Genomic DNA, 17,925 nt, shown 5'->3' on the forward strand with positions numbered 1-17,925 from the left:
ATTATGAAAGCAGCATTACAACTTAAATTTGGTCAGCAACTTGCCATGACCCCACAACTGCAACAAGCAATCCGCTTATTGCAGTTGTCGAGTATCGAGCTTCAACAAGAGATCCAGCAGGCATTAGACTCTAATCCTTTGTTGCAAGTAGCCGAAGATACTGCGCAAAACGAAACGACCTCCGACGCCTCCGACACACAAAAAGAAACGCCTCAACAAGAGAGCTCAGAGCCTAGCGCACAAGACAGTTCCGAATTAATGGCCTCTAACTCCATTAGCGAGGAACTGGCTGTCGATACTTCATGGGAAGACGTGTATAGCTCAAACTCAGGCAACACTGGCATCGCTCTTGATGATGAGCTTCCTATTTATCAAGGGGAAACCCAGACAAATCTTTTTGATCATTTATTGTGGCAATTAGAGCTCACTCCTTTTTCTGAAACAGACCACGCTATCGCCATTGCCATTATTGATGCCATTGACGACCAAGGTTTCTTAACGCTTTCCACCGCTGACATTACCGCGAGCTTATCACTTCCTGATGTTGAAGAAGATGAAACCGTCGCCGTTCTAAAACGTATTCAACAATTTGAACCGCTCGGTGTCGGCTCTCGTAATCTACAAGAATGCCTATTATTGCAACTGCATGCGTTACCAGATGAGACGCCCCGCAAGCAGCAAGCGTGTGAAATTTTAGAAAACCATATCGAACATTTAGCAAATCGCGACTACAAATTAATCATTAAAGACACTAAGCTCAAAGAAAGTGAATTGATCTCTATATTGCAACTCATTCAGCAATTAGATCCTCGACCGGGCAGCAAAATTGGTCACAATGATATTGAATACGTAGTTCCAGATATCAATGTGATCAAAGTGAATGGCAAATGGACTGTATTTCTTAATAATACGGATATGCCAAAACTTGAAGTTAATCAACATTACGCCACCATTACAGGGGCAAATAGCGATGATAATCAGTATATAAAAGATCAACTTCAAGAAGCTAAGTGGTTAATCAAGAGTCTTGAGAGTCGTAGTGATACTCTGCTTAAGGTAGCAAAGTGCATTGTTGAAACTCAGCAAGAATTCTTTGAGAAGGGCGAAGAAGCAATGCAGCCCATGATTTTAAATGATGTTGCCGAAGCCATTGATATGCATGAATCGACAATATCACGTGTCACAACTCAGAAATATATGCACACACCGCGCGGTATTTTTGAACTAAAATATTTTTTCTCTAGTCATGTAAGTAATGACGATGGAGAAGATAAGTCCTCTACGGCAATTCGTGCACTGATTAAAAAATTGGTCGCCGAAGAGAACACAGCTAAACCATTGAGCGATAATAAAATTACCGCTCTACTCGCTGAACAAGAGGTCAAGGTTGCAAGACGCACAGTGGCTAAATACCGAGAATCATTAGGTATCGCCCCCTCTAGTCAACGAAAACGCCTAGTTTAGGCATCAACAGAAGGAACGCTTATGCAAATTAATATCACTGGTCACCATGTAGAACTTACAGAGTCACTTCAAGAGTACGTTGATACTAAGTTTCAGAAACTCGAGCGTTTCTTTGAACACATTACTAACGTTCAAGTTATTTTAAAACTTGAAAAAGTTAACCATATTGCGGAAGCTACGCTACACGTAAGCCAAGGCGACATTCATGCTACCGCTGAAGAAGAAAATATGTATGCAGCCATTGACTCATTAGTCGATAAGCTTGTTCGTCAGCTGACCAAGCATAAAGAGAAGTTAAGTAGTCATTAACCATGCAAATTAATCAAGTATTGTCTTTGGACTGCACCAAAAGTGCGGTCCATTGTACAAGTAAAAAACGCGCTCTAGAGCTCATTAGCCAAATTGCAGCCACCCACACAGGCCAAGATTCTACGGATCTATTTGAATGTATGCTCGGCAGAGAAAAGCTAGGCAGTACAGGAATTGGCAACGGTATTGCCATTCCACATGCTCGAATGAGCAATTCAGACCAAGCCATTGCCGTCTTACTACAGTGTGATGAAGCGATCGAATTTGATGCTATCGACAATCGTCCTGTTGATTTGTTGTTTGCTCTGCTCGTCCCAGAAAACCAATGCAAAGAACACTTAAAAACACTCTCTTGTATGGCTGAACGCTTAAATGACAAGAAAGTGCTCAAGCAGCTTCGTCACGCAAAATCCGATGAAGAACTGTTTGAAATTATGGTGGCAGAATCCATTGAGTGTCCAAAAGGATAAGAGAATGTCTGAACCACGCCAACTTGTTGTTGTTAGCGGTAATTCTGGTGGCGGAAAAAGTGTCGCACTGCGCGCTTTAGAAGACATCGGCTACTATTGTGTCGATAATCTACCCGTCGCTTTACTCACCTCTTTTGTAGAAGGCCTTAGCCCAAAGCAAACCAAAGTTGCCGTCAGTATTGATATTCGAAACTTACCTGCCAACCCAAGCCAAGTTGCCTCGATATTGACCCTGCTTGATGATTCAATACAGGTTACCGTTCTTTATCTAGAAGCGAATGAAGAAACACTGATTAAGCGCTATAGTGAAACCCGACGCATTCACCCTCTTTCTTTAGTCGAAGATTCTCGCTCTCTACAGCAAGCGATTGTGGAAGAAAAACGTTTGTTGTCCGCTTTACGAGCGCAGGCTGATTTGATCATAGATAGCAGTAAACTCTCTATCCATGAACTCAGTGAAATGGTTCGAAAACGTATTTTGGGACGTGACGGACAAGAGTTGGTGATGGTCTTTCAATCCTTTGGTTTTAAACATGGTCTACCCTCGGATGTTGACTATGTGTTTGATGTTCGATTTCTCCCCAACCCTCACTGGGAAGCCGAATTAAGACCCTTAACAGGCTTAGACAAACCTATTCAAGATTATCTGTATGGGTTTGCTGATGTCGTCGAGCTAAAAGAGCAAATACAAACCTTCATCGAGCGTTGGCTTCCTTCGCTAGAAAAGAATAACCGCAGTTACCTAACCGTGGCTATTGGCTGTACAGGGGGCAAACATCGCTCTGTATTTCTAACTCAACAAATTGGCGAATACTTCCTTAATCAAGGACAACATGTTCTTATCCGTCATAATCAATTAGAGCAACATAAGTGATTGAATCTCGCAGACTACTCATCATTAATAAACTGGGATTACATGCACGAGCCGCGGTCAAACTTGTCGAACTAGCACAAAGCTTTGATGCAAAAATTACCGTCAGCAATGAAGAAAATACTGCTGAAGCTGACAGCGTAATGGCACTGTTGATGCTTGAATCGTCACAAGGTGAATACGTCACAGTGACCGCAAATGGTCAACAAGCCCCACAAGCTCTGCAGGCTGTGTGCGCTCTGATTGAAGAAAAATTTGACGAAGATGAATAATTTTTACGCAGTCTATGAAAATATTCGTTTTAGATTTAAGAACTGATTAACCCACCGAATAAAATAGGCTAATATCCTTCTATAAATTTATTTAGTGTAGACACCCAACTGGAGGCAAATAATGGCGGAACAGATCGAGTTTGATCAAGCCCACCAAACGCTTCAAGAAGTAAGTGATGCGCTAGATAATGGCCGCTTTGTCTTCGTTAGACGCCAGCTCCAATCTATGGAGCCTGAAGATATTGCCCACCTTCTTGAAGCCTCACCACGCAAAAGCCGTGAAGTTCTCTGGCAACTGACAGACCCTGAAGACTACGGTGAAATCCTTGATGAACTCAGTGAAGACGTCAAAGATAACCTCGTCTCGAAAATGGCTCCCGGTAAGCTTGCTGAAGCGACCGAAGGTATGGATACCGATGACGTAGCCTACGTACTTCGAAGCTTACCTAACAAGGTTTCACGAGAAGTCCTAAGCCAAATGGACGCCGCCGATAGACTGCGTGTTGAAACGGCACTTTCTTACCCTGAAGACACCGCGGGCGGAATTATGAATACCGACGTCACCACAATACGTGGCGACGTTGATATTGACGTTGTACTTCGTTATATGCGAATGAAAGGCGAACTTCCGGAAGCGACAGACACCTTATACGTTATTGATGATGACGATCGTTTGATCGGTAACCTCTCTTTAACCACCCTACTGACAACTCAACCTGACGTACCTGTTATCGAAGTGATGAGCCACGCTGATGAAGCAATTGCCGTAGATCTGAGTGATACTGACGTCGCCAGCTTGTTTGAGCGTCGAAATTGGGTATCTGCACCTGTGGTCGATCAAAACCAGCATCTTGTCGGACGTATCACGATAGATGATGTGGTCGATATCATTCGTGAAGATGCTGAGCACTCAATGATGAGCTTAGCCGGTCTTGATGACGATGAAGATACCTTTGCTCCAGTGGTCAAATCTGCTCGTCGCCGAAGCATTTGGTTAGGCGTCAATGTATTAGCCGCTCTAGCCGCAGCGTCTGTTTCCAATATGTTTGAAGCCACATTAGAACAAATGGCGGCTATCGCGGTATTAATGACCATCGTACCTTCTATGGGTGGCGTGGCAGGGAACCAAACCGTAGCGTTGGTTATTCGTGGTTTAGCTCTTGGTTATATCGGTGACAGTAACCGTAAAGAACTGCTGATGAAAGAAGCCGCCATCGGTTTTTTAAATGGCATACTTTGGGCATTAATTATTGGTGCTATCGTGGTGTTCTGGAAACACGATTGGATGCTCGGCTTTATTATTTCCGCGGCGATGCTCACCAACCTCTTTGTCGCAGGGGTAGCCGGGGTCACGATCCCCGTCATATTAAAGAAAATGAATATCGATCCCGCTTTGGCTGGAGGAATGGCCCTAACGACCATTACCGATGTTGTTGGTTTGTCGGTATTTTTAGGACTCGCGACGATTTTCTTACTCTAAACAATATCGCTCCCCTACATAGATACAGCGCATAAAAAAACGAGCCAAACGGCTCGTTTTTTTATTAACGTATTTGAAATGCTCGGAACAAGGCAGAATTTTTCGAAAAGTCGTTATTCTATAATTCTAACGCCGTTATTGAGTACAATGAGGGTTAAATACCCGCTACTTTCATAGATTCAATCAACATTGAACCAGTTTGAATTTGTGAGCGTGTTTCTACATCATTACCCACCGCAACAATACGTTGGAACATATCTTTTAGATTGCCCGCAATGGTGACTTCTGAAACAGGATATTGAATCACGCCATTTTCAACCCAAAATCCAGCAGCACCGCGAGAGTAATCCCCAGTCACGCCATTCACACCTTGCCCCATAAGATCAGTAACCAGGAAGCCTGTACCTAGCTCTTTAAGCATGGCTTGGTAATCTTGTCCGGTTGATTGAACAAACCAGTTATGGATACCACCTGCGTGCCCAGTAGGCGTCATATTCAGTTTACGAGCGGCGTAGCTGGTTAATAGATACGTCGCCAGTTTACCGTCAGTAATAATGTCACAGTCTTTGGTTTCAACACCTTCACTATCAAATGGCGTTGAAGCTAAGCCTCTTAAAATGTGTGGTTTCTCATTTACATTGAACCAATCAGGAAGAATTTGCTTTCCAAGATGATCAAGTAAGAATGAAGACTTACGGTACAAACTGCCACCACTAATAGCAGCGATCAAATGCCCCATCAGTCCTGTCGCCACCTCTGCCGCGAACATCACAGGATACTCGCCCGTTTCGATGCGTCTAGAGTCTAGGCTCTGTATCGTTCTTTCTGCGGCTTTTAAACCCACTTCTTTGGCTGACCAAAGATCGTCTGCTCTACGAGCAACGCTATAACTATAGTTACGCTCCATATCACCATTGGCACCCGAACCAATCACGCTACAGCTTACGCTGTGGCGGCTAGACGGATAGCTGGCAAGGACGCCGTGTGAGTTACCGTAAACACGAATACCAAAGTGGGAGTCATAGCTTGCACCATCACTTTGTTTGATCTTATCGCTGTACGCTAAAGCAGCTTGTTCCGCTTCAATTGCGATTTTTGCAATGTGATCGGGATTAGGTTCATCAGGATGGAAGAGATCCAAATCTTTAATCTCTTTCACCATCAATTCTGCCGGTGCAGGACCTGCACACGGATCTTCAGAGGTATACTTAGCAATATCTAATGCTGCAGCAACGGTTTGTGCTATCGCTTTTTCACTCAAGTCAGAAGTGGAGGCACTCCCCTTTCTTTGACCTCGGTAAACCGTGATACCCAGAGCGCCGTCGCTATTAAACTCGACATTCTCTACTTCACACATACGAGTGGATACACTCAGGCCTGTAGATTTATTGATGGCAACTTCAGCGCCATCAGCTTTGGCAGACGCCAAGACTAGGGCTTTCGCAACCGCTTCTTCTAATTCTACTTTTTGTTGGGCAATTTGTTGTCTAGCGTCCATAGTTAAATCAATTATTTGCAGGCAATTGCGTTTAGAATACCAAGCTTTTCCCATTCTCCCCAATTTGTTTGTTAAAATAACGGAAATTATGCGGAATACGCATTCAAAATTAAGTCACGAAGAGCAAATTATGGCCAGAAAAAACCAGAAAGCCCCTTGGGAAGAGGAAGAAGAAATCATTTGGGTAAGTAAAACCGAAATGAAGCAAGACATGGAAGCTTTGCAAAAACTTGGCGAAGAGCTTGTGGCGCTAAAGCCAGGTATACTGGATAAATTCCCGTTGCCAGAAGATCTTGCCGACGCCATTAAAGATGCCCAGCGCTTTAAAAACGAAGCTAAGCGTCGTCAACTGCAATACATTGGCAAAGTGATGCGTCAAATTGAGATTGAGCCAATCCAAGCTGCGCTGGATAAGCACCGTAACAAACACTCTCAGGCTTCTGCTGAATTGCATAAACTGGAAGTATTGCGTGATCGCGTTGTAGCAGAGGGAGATTCGGCAATTGAAGAAGTACTGAGCTTGTATCCAGAAGCAGACAGACAACGTCTACGTCAGTTAGCTCGTCAAGCCAATAAAGAAAAAGCCACCAGTAAGCCGCCTAAGGCATACCGCGAAATTTTCCAGATCTTAAAAGATTTGAATAACGAAGCTTAATTTCTCTCTTCACCCGAAATAAAGGTGAAATGAAGAAAGTCAGCGACTTTATACGCACAGTAATGATGAAACTGTCTATCACTACTGTGCGTCATTAACGTTTACTCTGTACCACCTACGGTAATGGTGTCCAATTTCACCGTCGGTTGACCAACGCCAACAGGAAGGCTCTGCCCTGCTTTACCGCATACGCCAACCCCTTTATCTATTTGTAAATCATTTCCGATCATAGACACTTGTTGCATCGCTTCGATACCAGAACCAATTAACGTCGCGCCTTTCACTGGGCGAGTAATCTTACCATTTTCAATCAGATACGCTTCAGAAGCAGAAAAAACAAATTTACCCGAAGTAATATCAACCTGACCACCGGCAAAACCTGGTGCATAAATGCCTTTTTCGACAGTTGAAATAATCTCTTCTGGGGTGTGCTGACCCGGCAACATATAGGTATTGGTCATACGAGGCATTGGCAAGTGCGCAAAAGATTCGCGGCGCCCATTCCCCGTAGGTGCAACGCCCATAAGGCGCGCATTCATCTTGTCTTGCATGTAACCTTTAAGCACACCATTTTCGATTAAGGTATTGTATTGCCCTTCAACACCTTCGTCATCGATGTTTAATGAACCACGACGATCGACCATAGTGCCGTCATCCACAATCGTACAAAGATCGGAAGTCACTTTCTCGCCTACTTTACCCGAGAAAACTGACGATTGTTTACGGTTGAAATCGCCTTCTAAGCCATGACCAACCGCTTCATGCAACAGTACGCCCGGCCAGCCTGCACCAAGTACCACCGGCATTGTACCCGCAGGAGCGGCATCAGATTCAAGGTTCACTAATGCCAGACGAATCGCTTCATCCGCAAGATTCATTGCCACGGTTTTGCTTCCGTCCATCGCTAAGAATCGTTGATAATCATAACGACCACCACCGCCAGACGTACCACGTTCACGGCGCTCACCTCGTTGTGCTAACACGCTAATAGATAAGCGTACGAGCGGACGAATATCAGTCGCGTAGGTACCATCGGTTGCTGCCACAAGCACTTGCTCATAAACACCGCTTAAGCTGATATTCACTTCACTTACCAAAGGTTCTTTAGTGCGGATATACACATCAAGCTCTTTGAGTAAGTCGATTTTTTGTTGCTTTTCAAGGCTCTGTAACGGGTTAACCCCTGAATAAATTTTGCTTGAGTTGTAACGAGAAAACGTTTGAACTTGCGCCGTTTGACCTTGTTTCGCAATGCCTCGTGCTGCAATGGCCGATTGTTTCAAGCTGTCTGCTTGGATTTGATCTGAGTATGCAAACCCTGTTTTCTCACCACTGATCGCTCGAACACCAACCCCACGGTCGATATTAAATGAACCATCTTTGATAATACTGTCTTCTAATACTAGTGTTTCATGCCAGCTCGCTTGAAAATACACATCGGCATAGTCGATATCACGAGCAGCAATTAAAGAGAGAGTGCGCTCTACATCTTGGTCCGTTAATCCACTTGGAGCCAATAGCTCTTGTTCTACGATTTCAATTGTCATAATTTACTCATTTCCCTCATCAATGATGAGGCTAAAAAATTTCTGATGTGCCGCAACAGGCATCGCCTTTCGAACGTGCTGCACTTGATGTAATTCGATATCAGCAATTAAATTGCAAGGCGTCATTGCCGCTTTGGTGATCATCTTACCCCATGGGTCGATCACCATAGAATGCCCCCAAGTTTGTCTGCTGGCAGAGTGTTGTCCACACTGACCTACACCAATGACCCAAACTTGGTTTTCTATTGCTCTAGAACGAAGAAGCACTTCCCAGTGCGCTTCTCCGGTGACTGCGGTAAAAGCCGCAGGCACCAAAATAATATCTGCACCACCCTCACGAAGGACGTTATAGAGAGGGGCAAATCTTAAGTCATAACAAATCGATAAGCCGAGTTTACCAAAAGGTGTCTCAACTATCTGTGGTAACTGACCATGCTCAAAACAATCAGACTCTCGGTAACTGCCATGTCCATCCGCTACTTCAACATCAAACAAATGCATTTTCGCGTAGTGAGAGGCTAGCTCACCTTGATCGTTAAAAACTAAACTTGTCGAGTAGAGCTTATCTTTCGACGCCCGAATAGGAAAAGATCCTATCACAATCCATACGCCCAGCTCTTTTGCCAGCCTAGCGAGCTTCCCTTGCATAGGGCCCGAGCCTAACTCTTCTGCCAACTGTTGATAGCTATCGGCATTGTCAAACAACAAGCTGTTTTCTGGAGTCACAATTAACTGGCACTGCTGCTCTGCGAGCGCTCTAACCTGCTGCTCAATGTACTGGTAATTTTGCATGACATCACTACCGGATGTCATTTGCACCAAACCGACTCTTGCTTGTTCCTGCTGCATATGTTGCTTCCCTATGACTCAGAGCGAAGTTTTTTAGGTACTTCGTAGTCTCCCTTACGGCGCGATTTTTCTCGTACTTTTGGCGCGTTCATTGGCCCTTTGATTTCATACGTAACCTGGGTAATGACTTCTATGACGGGGGCCACCACGGTACTGATTGCCAACACGTACAACGCGGTTTGCGGCGCAACGGCAAATGCGGTCAGCATAGGAATACCTGAAGTTACATCCGGTTTAAAGGTCACTTCAGCATCCACCATTTGCGTATTCAAATTGGCTAGGCCACGAATGCTCATATCACCGGAGATGGAATCCATTTTCAGATCATTGGTAACAAAAATACCATTTTCAACCTTGCCTTTACCTTCGATAGAGTCAAAGGCTAAGCCATCATCAAAAACGTCACTAAAGTCTAACTGCATGCGTCGAATCAAGGAGTCTAAGCTGAACATCCCTAATAACTTAGCAGCGCCGCCTACATCAGAAATCACGCCTCGACCAAATTCTGCATCCAGTGTGCCATTTAGAGTATCGACCTGAATATTCCATGGAGAGCCTTTCCAGTCGAGCGATGAATTAAATTCAAACGGCGCTTTTTGAATGCCAGAATTGACACCAAATCTTGCCATAATCTCTGAGTTATCTTCCCCTTTAGCATTAAAATCCAAATGGGTTTCACTGTCCTGATCCGTTAACTTCCACCAGCCGGTTGCCAGTAGGCTAGATTGACCACTGGTCAAATTGGCTTTGTCCCACACAATGCGATTGCCGTCGTGTTTCATGACAACGTCAACCTTACCCACTTTGTAGCCTTGCATCCAAAAATCATCGATTTGTAAGTCAAAGCTTGGCATTTTGGCAAAGAAGGTTTTATCAAAATCTGAAATCAAAGGCTTCGCTGTCTTGTTTTGTTTGAGGTCATTGTCATCAACAATAGACTCATCCACCAGATTTTCAGGATCGGCTAGATAGAGTTGCAGTTTGGATAAATGAACGCCTAAATGTTTTCCATCGTAATCGGCTTTGCCTTTTAACTGTGAACTGTCTGCACTAAAGTCCCATTTATTTCCTCGATTGCGCACTAAAATGTCCACATCATTCCAATCTAAACCACCCGCTTTAAGCGTGTTGGTCTGTACTTGTATGCGTTGTGGTACAGGAAACTCAGGGGCATTAAGTTCACTCACAATCGGTTTAGGCCCCACCGCTGAACGATCTAGCACTTTCAGCCATTGGTCGAGATCAAACTCAGGCAAACGCAACGACGCATGATGACCGACAATTGGGCTAACTCGGAAACTGCCTGCACCAATAACAGTATTGGTTGCTTTAAGAACGGGTCTTCCTTTAGTGATGTCGATTTCAGTCTGGAACTTCGCTTTCGGTAGTTGCAGTCGAGCGGATATAGACTCTTGGTTTCCTGAAGCCTGCATTCTAGCTTGCCATACTTCACCTTTCTTTTTTTGCATAGGCGCAGGATAGCGGCTTGCGATTGAAGTTAGGTTTGCTTTGGCATCCAGCTGATAGGTAAAGCCAACATCATTGATTTGCAGATCAATACCCATATTCCATGGCGCTCTTCCTGAAATCGGTTCAAGCCAAGTTTTTCCAAGATATGGAATTAAAGGCTCAACATGCCAATCGCCAATTAAGTCAATGCGGGTGTCGTAGCTGGATTCTGCATTTTGTCCGGTAAAGTCCAAAGAGATCGGCTGATCGAGTACTGTGGCTTTTAAGCCTGACGTGCTAACCACATCATTATCAAATTCGATGCGTCCCGTTGCTTTACTTAACATCATTGGCGGAGCGGTAATATTGATGTTGTTGTTATTGAGATCCGCATAGCCCCATGCTCTAGCTTCTTCTCCTTCACTAAAAGGAATATACAACTGAAACTGTGAATCAACTTGGCCTTTGATGTCGATAGTAGTAAGAGCCGCTCCCACCGAGCCGACTAACGGTGTCGCACTCATATAATCTCGTACGTCTGAACCTTCGGCTTTAGCGGCTGCAAATAACTCAATGTGCCCATCACCGTGCATCTGTGGGATTTTTCCTGAGATGCGATCAGCGTGGATATTTAATAATTTGGCGTCGCGAGAATCTAAGAACATGGTCTCATTCTCAAACAGAAGATCTAGCTGCATGTCAGTCAATGCCGGCCATGCCGTGCTAAAACTAAATTTGGTTTTTCGCAGTGGAACCCACGCTTGGAATACGCCGTCATTGTGACGATATGGGAAATTAGACAGCTCACCATACCAAAGTAATTTAGCCGTTTTAACCGTACCGCCTTGAATACCCGCAGACAGGTAATCCGTTAAACCACGCCCCAAGGCCAAGGTCGGCAAATAACGCCAAGTTTCTCCCGCATTTAGTAAATCCGCTTCGGCGTAAAACGATAAAAACGTCGGTGCATTTTTCGGGAAATCCAGTTTAAAAGCGCCCAATACTTGCAGGTCTGGGGTCGCCGCGGTGACTTTGTCTGACCATAATCGCCATCCATCGTCATCAGATTGCCAGACAAGATCAAGCTCAGCTTGACGAATTCGAAGTGGTGCTTGGAACACATCGCCATAAGGCAATACGTCATCAATTAAGGTTACTTTCGCTTTGGCTAAATCGGAACGACCAAAAACCTTCGCCTGCAAAGTATGCAAGCCAGGAAGTAGCTCCCATTGCTTCATATGTCCTTGTTCAAGGTTGGCTGAATAACGAAGCGTATCCATACCTTCACCCATAGAAACACGCATGTCTTTCACAGTACCATCAAGCTGAACGGTATCGATCCAATCTTGCGTTTTTTCCATATCAGGAAGGAGATCAAGTATCGGTGTTAAGTTACCAATCTTGAGCTGATTCACATTTAACTTCCATTGCTCAGGAGACCATTGCAGAGCAAAGTTTAAATCCGGCCATTGGATACCGTTTGAGCGAAAAGCAAGATCTTGTCCATTTACCTGCCAACCGTGTTCGGTTGGGTCTAACTTCATGACCCCACCTTGAATAGAGATGGAGTTCTTTTGATTATGTTTGTCTTTCCACTCTAAACGCGATGGAGAGATTTCAAGGTAGGCATCAATGGGTTGATTATTTTTTAAAGAAACCCAAGTGTTTAAGCTTACTCTTCCTTTCTCAACCACAATACCGTCAGCAAGGTAGGGAGAAACCCAAGGGGTAATATTAAAGTTATTCCCTTGCAGGTAAAAATCCCCACTGATATCTGAGATACCGTCGTTGTCAGTAAAATCAGCAATCACACTGACACTGTTCAACTGCACATCTTTGACACTGACTATCCCGTCAGCATGGTGACGATTTTCGTTGTTGTGCCAATTGAGAGTTTCAACTTCCACTTCACGCACTTCACCCGCAGCGTCTTTAAAAACGATCGTGGAGTCTGCCAGTGAAAATTCACTCAATTGACGTAGTATCAGGTTTTCTAGATTTTGCAGTAACTGCTGCTCCCCCTCTTTCGGCGGTGCACTGTTTTGGTTACTGCTATGAAATAGATCGATATCACTAATATCGATATGTAAGCCATCGACGGTCAGTTCACTGATTTTAGGTTGCAAGTTTAATATAGAGCCAACCAAATCAAATTCCGCACGCACCTCTCCAACAGAGAATGCTTTTACCCCCTTAGGGATATCCGCTTGCAAGCCCGATAAAGACAAAGAAGGGTGTGTATTTTTCCAATACCCATGCACTTCACCGATAGTAAAGTTAAGGCCCGAAGCCTTATTTACCCAAGTTTCGATGTCTTGTTGATAGTTGTCTAAACGAGGTAAAGCAATGCGTAAAGCGGTGACCAGCACCGCTAATGAAACAAAGATAAACACTAACAGCGATAGAACAAATCGCTCCAGTCGAACGGAAAATGACGCCAATGAATCGCTACCCTACATCATGACAACATCGAACTGCTCTTGAACATAAAGCGGTTCGGCTGTGATTTTAACTTCTTTACCAATAAACAATTCTAGCTCAGCCAGTGCGTGAGACTCTTCACCTTGTAGCGCGTCAGCAACAGCCAGTGAGGCGTAGACTAAGAATCGATCGGCGTCGTAAGCACGATTGACTCGAGTGATTTCTCTCAACACTTCATAGCATACGGTTTCCACTGTTTTTACTGCGCCTCGTCCCTCACAGCTTGGGCAATCGGAACACAACACATGCTCAATACTCTCTCGAGTACGCTTACGAGTCATCTCCACCAATCCAAGCTGAGTAAAGCCATTGATATTGGTTTTGACGCGATCATTACTTAACGCGGCATCAAGAGAGGCTAGAACGCGTTTGCGATGCTCATCACTGGACATATCAATAAAGTCGATAATGATGATCCCACCAAGGTTACGCAATCTCAGTTGGCGAGCAATGGCTTCGGTAGCTTCTAGGTTGGTGTTGAAGATCGTTTCTTCTAGATTTCGGCGACCCACAAAAGCACCGGTGTTGATATCAACCGTGGTCATGGCTTCTGTTTGATCAATGATCAACGAGCCACCCGATTTTAAATTGACTTTACGATCAAGAGAACGCTGAATCTCACTCTCCGCATCGTACAAATCGAAAATGGGCTTATCTCCATCATACAACACCAACTTGCTCATCAATTCAGGCACAAACTCTTCGGTGAATTCAAGCAACGACTCAAACACCATGCGAGAATCAACCTGAATTAAAGACAGTTCAGTCCCTACAAAATCGCGTAAGATCCTAGGAGCAAGCCCTAACTCACCATATAAGGTTGAACGAGTAATGTACTTGGAGCGGCGAACCATCACCTTCTCCCATAAACGCTCTAGAAAAGCCGCGTCTTGAGCCAGCTCTTTCTCATCGGCACCTTCCGCGGCGGTTCTGATGATAAACCCGCCAGACTCACTGCAATACGGCGCAACAATGCGTTTAAGGCGATTACGTTCTTTTTCTGATTCAATACGTTGGGATACACCCACATGGCTTGCACCGGGCATAAAGACTAAATAACGAGAAGGAAGTGTGATGTCTGTTGTGAGGCGAGCACCTTTAGTGCCAAGGGGATCTTTAACCACCTGCACAACAATATCTTGGCCTTGACGAACCAATTCAGAGATGTCTCGAACTTTAAATTGTTGTTTTTCGTTTTCAGCCACGCACTCAGTATGAGGCACTATGTCTGAAGCATGTAGAAAGGCGGCTTTCTCTAAGCCAATATCAACAAAGGCGGCTTGCATCCCCGGTAATACACGACTGACTCGGCCCTTGTAGATATTACCTACAATTCCTCGTCTGGCTTCTCTTTCTATATGAACTTCTTGAAGGACACCGCCTTCAATCATAGCAACCCGAGTTTCACTCGGTGTTGAGTTGATCAGTAACTCTGCACTCATGGCGCACCTCTAAAACTTATAAAAATTGGTGCAAGAGCTGTTCGGTTTCAAATAAAGGTAGTCCAACAACTGCGTGATAGCTGCCCTCTATACGCGTAACAAACTTTCCGCCTATACCCTGAATCCCGTAGCTTCCTGCCTTGTCGCATGGCTCACCGGTCAACCAATAATCTACAATTTCTTGGCGGCTGAGGGGTTTAAACCACACGTCTGTAATACAAATAATGGTCTCTGTTTTATGTGCATCTGAAATACAGACTGCCGTCATCACTTGATGTTTTGCGTTCGACAGTTGACCGAGCATTTCTAAGCTATCTTGCAGAGAACCTGGCTTTTCAAATACGCACTCATCCTGAGTAACAATCGTATCTGAGCCAATAACGATAGGTTTTTCTATGCCCTGTAAGCAAGCCTGCTTAAGGACAGTTTGTGCTTTTTGTTCAGCTAATCGCTGTACATATTGGCTAGGGGACTCCCCCTGCTCACGAACTTCATCTATATCGCTGATAAGTATAGTGAATTCGTAGCCTAATTGAGATAAAAGTTCACGTCTTCTTGGTGATGCCGACGCTAAAATAAGGGAGTTCTGCATCACTTATCTTACTCTCCAAATACGGCGAACACGACGTAATAATAAAAATAACCATGGCCAAAGAATGGCGTTAATCAATGCCACCCACAGTGATGTAGGATTAAACACGACATCTTGAATAATAAACTCACCAAAAAACTCAATGGTGATGCTGAGCATACTAAGCAGTGCCATCACGAGTGCTTGCTGCCACAGTGCCATATTACGAATAACTAAGAAGTTGATTGCCACTAAATAAGTGACGATCGCCATCATTAAGCCATGAATGCCCAAAGTAGAACCTAATAAGAGGTCCCACAATAGACCTAAGATCAAACCCGTTCCCACATTCACTCGATGCGGAGCGGCCATAACCCAATAACATGTCACTAAAACTAGCCATGACGGGCGTAGCATATCCATTGTGCCAGGCCAAGGAATGGTTTGCAGAATCAACGCGGCCAAAAAGGTCATCCAAATGACGAGTTTTCCGCCAAAGATACTATTCGCCATCTTTATCTCCAGCTTGCGCGCTTATGTTATTGCTTTCTGGGGCAACAGGTGCTGCTTCAATAAGGGTTGGCTGTTCATCTGCCGAAGAGTGCTGAGGCCAAACCAATAACAAATAGCGTAAGCGCCCAAAGTCGACCGCAGGGGCTGCGGTAATCGTTGAGAACGGTTGGTGATTATCGATATGTACCTGAGTCACCGTCGCGACAGGATACCCTTCTGGATACACGCCACCCAAACCGGATGAAACAAGCACATCGCCTTCTTGGATATCAAAATTACTTGGAATATGCTGCAAGTGCATTTGCGTTAAATCGCCACTGCCTGCGGCTATCACTCGAATGTCATTACGAATAACCTGCACAGGAATCGCAGCATTGGAATCGGTCAACAGTAACACTCGGCTATTGTGTGCGCCGACTTCCGTGACTTGTCCAACGATACCATTCTCATTGATCACAGGTTGACCTTGATAAACGCCATCCACACGGCCTTTATCAATCATAATTTGTTGATGATATGAAGACGCATCCACCGCCATGACTTCCGTCACAACCTTTTTCTCGTCTCGCACAAAACTAGACCCCAACAGCTTTCGAAAGCGTTGGTTTTCTTCTTTATATTGAGAAAGCAGTGAAAGCTCACTGTTCTTTTTTAATAGCTCTTCACGCAGGGCTTTATTGGTCGCCAACAATTGCTGTTTGCTACTCAAACGCTCGTAAAGTTCCCCAAACATGCTTCTAGGTAAATCAGCAAGATACTGGATAGGGGCGACTGCACTGTTCAACACGTATCGTACATTTGAGAAGGTATCTAAACGACTATCAGCCAACATTAAGCTGGCTGATAGTAATACGGCAAAAAAGAGTCTCAATTGCAGAGAAGGGCCTCTGCCAAAGATTGGATTCATTCTTCATTACCCGTTTTTGTTACTAGTGGGCGTAATTCAGAGGAAGACTTATTCTTCACTAAATAAGTCACCGCCGTGCATATCAATCATTTCAAGAGCTTTACCGCCCCCACGAGCCACACAAGTTAGCGGCTCTTCTGCCACAACAACAGGGATGCCAGTTTCTTCTGTTAGCAAACGATCTAGATCTTTCAGTAGCGCGCCGCCACCGGTGAGAACCATACCGTTTTCAGAAATATCAGAAGCCAGTTCAGGAGGACACTGCTCTAGTGCAACCATAACTGCAGAAACGATACCAGATAGAGGCTCTTGCAGTGCTTCAAGGATTTCGTTTGAGTTTAGGCTAAAGCTGCGCGGCACACCTTCTGCAAGGTTACGACCACGAACTTCTAGCTCTTCTACTTCATCGCCAGGGTAAGCTGAACCGATCACATGTTTGATTTTTTCTGCTGTTGCTTCACCAATCAAGCTGCCGTAGTTACGACGAACATAGTTGATAATAGCTTCATCAAAACGGTCACCACCGATGCGCACAGAAGAAGAGTACACCACACCGTTTAGTGAGATAACTGCAACTTCAGTAGTACCACCACCGATATCAACAACCATAGAACCAGTTGGTTCTGATACACGTAGACCTGCACCGATTGCCGCCGCCATTGGCTCGTCAATCAAGTACACTTCACGAGCACCGGCACCTAATGCAGATTCACGAATCGCACGGCGCTCAACTTGTGTTGAACCACAAGGAACACAAACCAAAACACGTGGGCTTGGTTTTAGGAAGCTGTTGTCATGAACTTGCTTGATGAAGTGCTGAAGCATTTTTTCGGTAACGAAAAAATCGGCAATTACGCCATCTTTCATTGGGCGAATAGCTGAAATATTACCAGGAGTACGTCCTAGCATTTGCTTTGCGTCATGACCAACGGCCGCAACGCTTTTAGTTGAACCAGCGCGATCTTGGCGGATAGCAACAACTGATGGTTCATCAAGAACAATGCCTTGTCCTTTTACATAAATGAGTGTGTTCGCTGTACCCAAATCAATAGACAGGTCGTTTGAGAACATTCCGCGAATTTTTTTAAACATAACTAAGCGCTCTTCTCACAATCTTTGGAAGATAAAATTGTACTAAATGTACCAA

16 protein-coding genes are annotated in these 17,925 nt (G+C 44.6%); 7 read left to right on the forward strand and 9 right to left on the reverse strand.

Going from position 1 to position 17,925, the window contains the following annotated elements; all coding sequences use genetic code 11:
* Nucleotides 1–3: 3 nt before the first annotated feature.
* The 6 genes from VEZ01S_RS02340 to mgtE all read left to right on the forward strand — a co-directional run bounded on the left by VEZ01S_RS02340 (nucleotide 4) and on the right by mgtE (nucleotide 4,866).
* On the forward strand, nucleotides 4–1,464 hold the full coding sequence (locus VEZ01S_RS02340) for an RNA polymerase factor sigma-54 (RefSeq protein ID WP_021712404.1): 1,461 nt from the start codon (nucleotides 4–6) through the stop codon (nucleotides 1,462–1,464).
* Nucleotides 1,465–1,485: 21 nt separating this feature from the next.
* Nucleotides 1,486–1,773 (forward strand): ribosome hibernation promoting factor, encoded by a 288-nt coding sequence (gene hpf / locus VEZ01S_RS02345; RefSeq protein WP_021712405.1) that lies wholly within the window; start codon nucleotides 1,486–1,488, stop codon nucleotides 1,771–1,773.
* A gap of 2 nt (nucleotides 1,774–1,775) precedes the next feature.
* A complete protein-coding gene (gene ptsN, locus VEZ01S_RS02350; RefSeq protein ID WP_021712406.1) occupies nucleotides 1,776–2,243 on the forward strand; it encodes a PTS IIA-like nitrogen regulatory protein PtsN in 468 nt (155 codons plus the stop codon).
* 4 nt (nucleotides 2,244–2,247) lie between these two features.
* Complete coding sequence (rapZ, locus tag VEZ01S_RS02355) at nucleotides 2,248–3,117, forward strand: RNase adapter RapZ (protein WP_021712407.1); 870 nt, start codon at nucleotides 2,248–2,250, stop codon at nucleotides 3,115–3,117.
* Nucleotides 3,114–3,386, forward strand: a complete 273-nt coding sequence (locus VEZ01S_RS02360; protein ID WP_021712408.1) for an HPr family phosphocarrier protein — start codon at nucleotides 3,114–3,116, stop codon at nucleotides 3,384–3,386. Before rapZ ends, VEZ01S_RS02360 begins: the two co-directional genes overlap by 4 nt.
* 121 nt (nucleotides 3,387–3,507) lie before the next feature.
* Nucleotides 3,508–4,866 (forward strand): magnesium transporter, encoded by a 1,359-nt coding sequence (gene mgtE / locus VEZ01S_RS02365; RefSeq protein WP_021712409.1) that lies wholly within the window; start codon nucleotides 3,508–3,510, stop codon nucleotides 4,864–4,866.
* A gap of 154 nt (nucleotides 4,867–5,020) precedes the next feature.
* On the opposite strand, the gene pmbA is transcribed toward mgtE, so the two are convergent.
* Nucleotides 5,021–6,364 carry a metalloprotease PmbA gene (gene pmbA / locus VEZ01S_RS02370; RefSeq protein ID WP_040889978.1) on the reverse strand — a complete coding sequence of 448 codons (1,344 nt, stop codon included), beginning with the start codon at nucleotides 6,362–6,364 and terminating at the stop codon, nucleotides 5,021–5,023.
* Between the two features lie 130 nt (nucleotides 6,365–6,494).
* On the opposite strand from pmbA, the gene yjgA reads away from it, so the two are divergent.
* A complete protein-coding gene (gene yjgA / locus VEZ01S_RS02375; RefSeq protein ID WP_021712411.1) occupies nucleotides 6,495–7,019 on the forward strand; it encodes a ribosome biogenesis factor YjgA in 525 nt (174 codons plus the stop codon).
* Between the two features lie 101 nt (nucleotides 7,020–7,120).
* On the opposite strand, the gene tldD is transcribed toward yjgA, so the two are convergent.
* From tldD to VEZ01S_RS02415, 8 genes are read right to left on the reverse strand one after another with little or no spacing between them, the layout of a single operon-like run.
* Complete coding sequence (tldD, locus tag VEZ01S_RS02380) at nucleotides 7,121–8,566, reverse strand: metalloprotease TldD (protein ID WP_021712412.1); 1,446 nt, start codon at nucleotides 8,564–8,566, stop codon at nucleotides 7,121–7,123.
* A 3-nt stretch (nucleotides 8,567–8,569) separates the two neighbouring features.
* Nucleotides 8,570–9,415 (reverse strand): carbon-nitrogen hydrolase family protein, encoded by an 846-nt coding sequence (locus VEZ01S_RS02385; RefSeq protein ID WP_021712413.1) that lies wholly within the window; start codon nucleotides 9,413–9,415, stop codon nucleotides 8,570–8,572.
* An 11-nt stretch (nucleotides 9,416–9,426) separates the two neighbouring features.
* A complete protein-coding gene (locus tag VEZ01S_RS02390; RefSeq protein WP_021712414.1) occupies nucleotides 9,427–13,305 on the reverse strand; it encodes a YhdP family protein in 3,879 nt (1,292 codons plus the stop codon).
* Nucleotides 13,306–13,317: 12 nt separating this feature from the next.
* The gene (gene rng, locus VEZ01S_RS02395) at nucleotides 13,318–14,787 is read right to left on the reverse strand and encodes a ribonuclease G (protein WP_021712415.1); all 1,470 of its coding nucleotides are present in this window, start codon (nucleotides 14,785–14,787) and stop codon (nucleotides 13,318–13,320) included.
* A 16-nt stretch (nucleotides 14,788–14,803) separates the two neighbouring features.
* Nucleotides 14,804–15,379: a Maf family protein gene (locus VEZ01S_RS02400; RefSeq protein ID WP_021712416.1), complete on the reverse strand. Its 576-nt coding sequence runs from the start codon at nucleotides 15,377–15,379 to the stop codon at nucleotides 14,804–14,806.
* Nucleotides 15,380–15,382: 3 nt separating this feature from the next.
* A complete protein-coding gene (mreD, locus tag VEZ01S_RS02405) occupies nucleotides 15,383–15,871 on the reverse strand; it encodes a rod shape-determining protein MreD (RefSeq protein ID WP_021712417.1) in 489 nt (162 codons plus the stop codon).
* Nucleotides 15,861–16,778 carry a rod shape-determining protein MreC gene (gene mreC / locus VEZ01S_RS02410; protein WP_021712418.1) on the reverse strand — a complete coding sequence of 306 codons (918 nt, stop codon included), beginning with the start codon at nucleotides 16,776–16,778 and terminating at the stop codon, nucleotides 15,861–15,863. Before mreC ends, mreD begins: the two co-directional genes overlap by 11 nt.
* Before the next feature lie 48 nt (nucleotides 16,779–16,826).
* Entirely contained in the window at nucleotides 16,827–17,870 is a 1,044-nt protein-coding gene (locus VEZ01S_RS02415) for a rod shape-determining protein (protein ID WP_021712419.1), read from the reverse strand.
* Nucleotides 17,871–17,925 lie beyond the last annotated feature (55 nt).

Source organism: Vibrio ezurae NBRC 102218, from assembly GCF_000467185.1.
Classification (GTDB): Bacteria; Pseudomonadota; Gammaproteobacteria; order Enterobacterales; family Vibrionaceae; genus Vibrio; species Vibrio ezurae.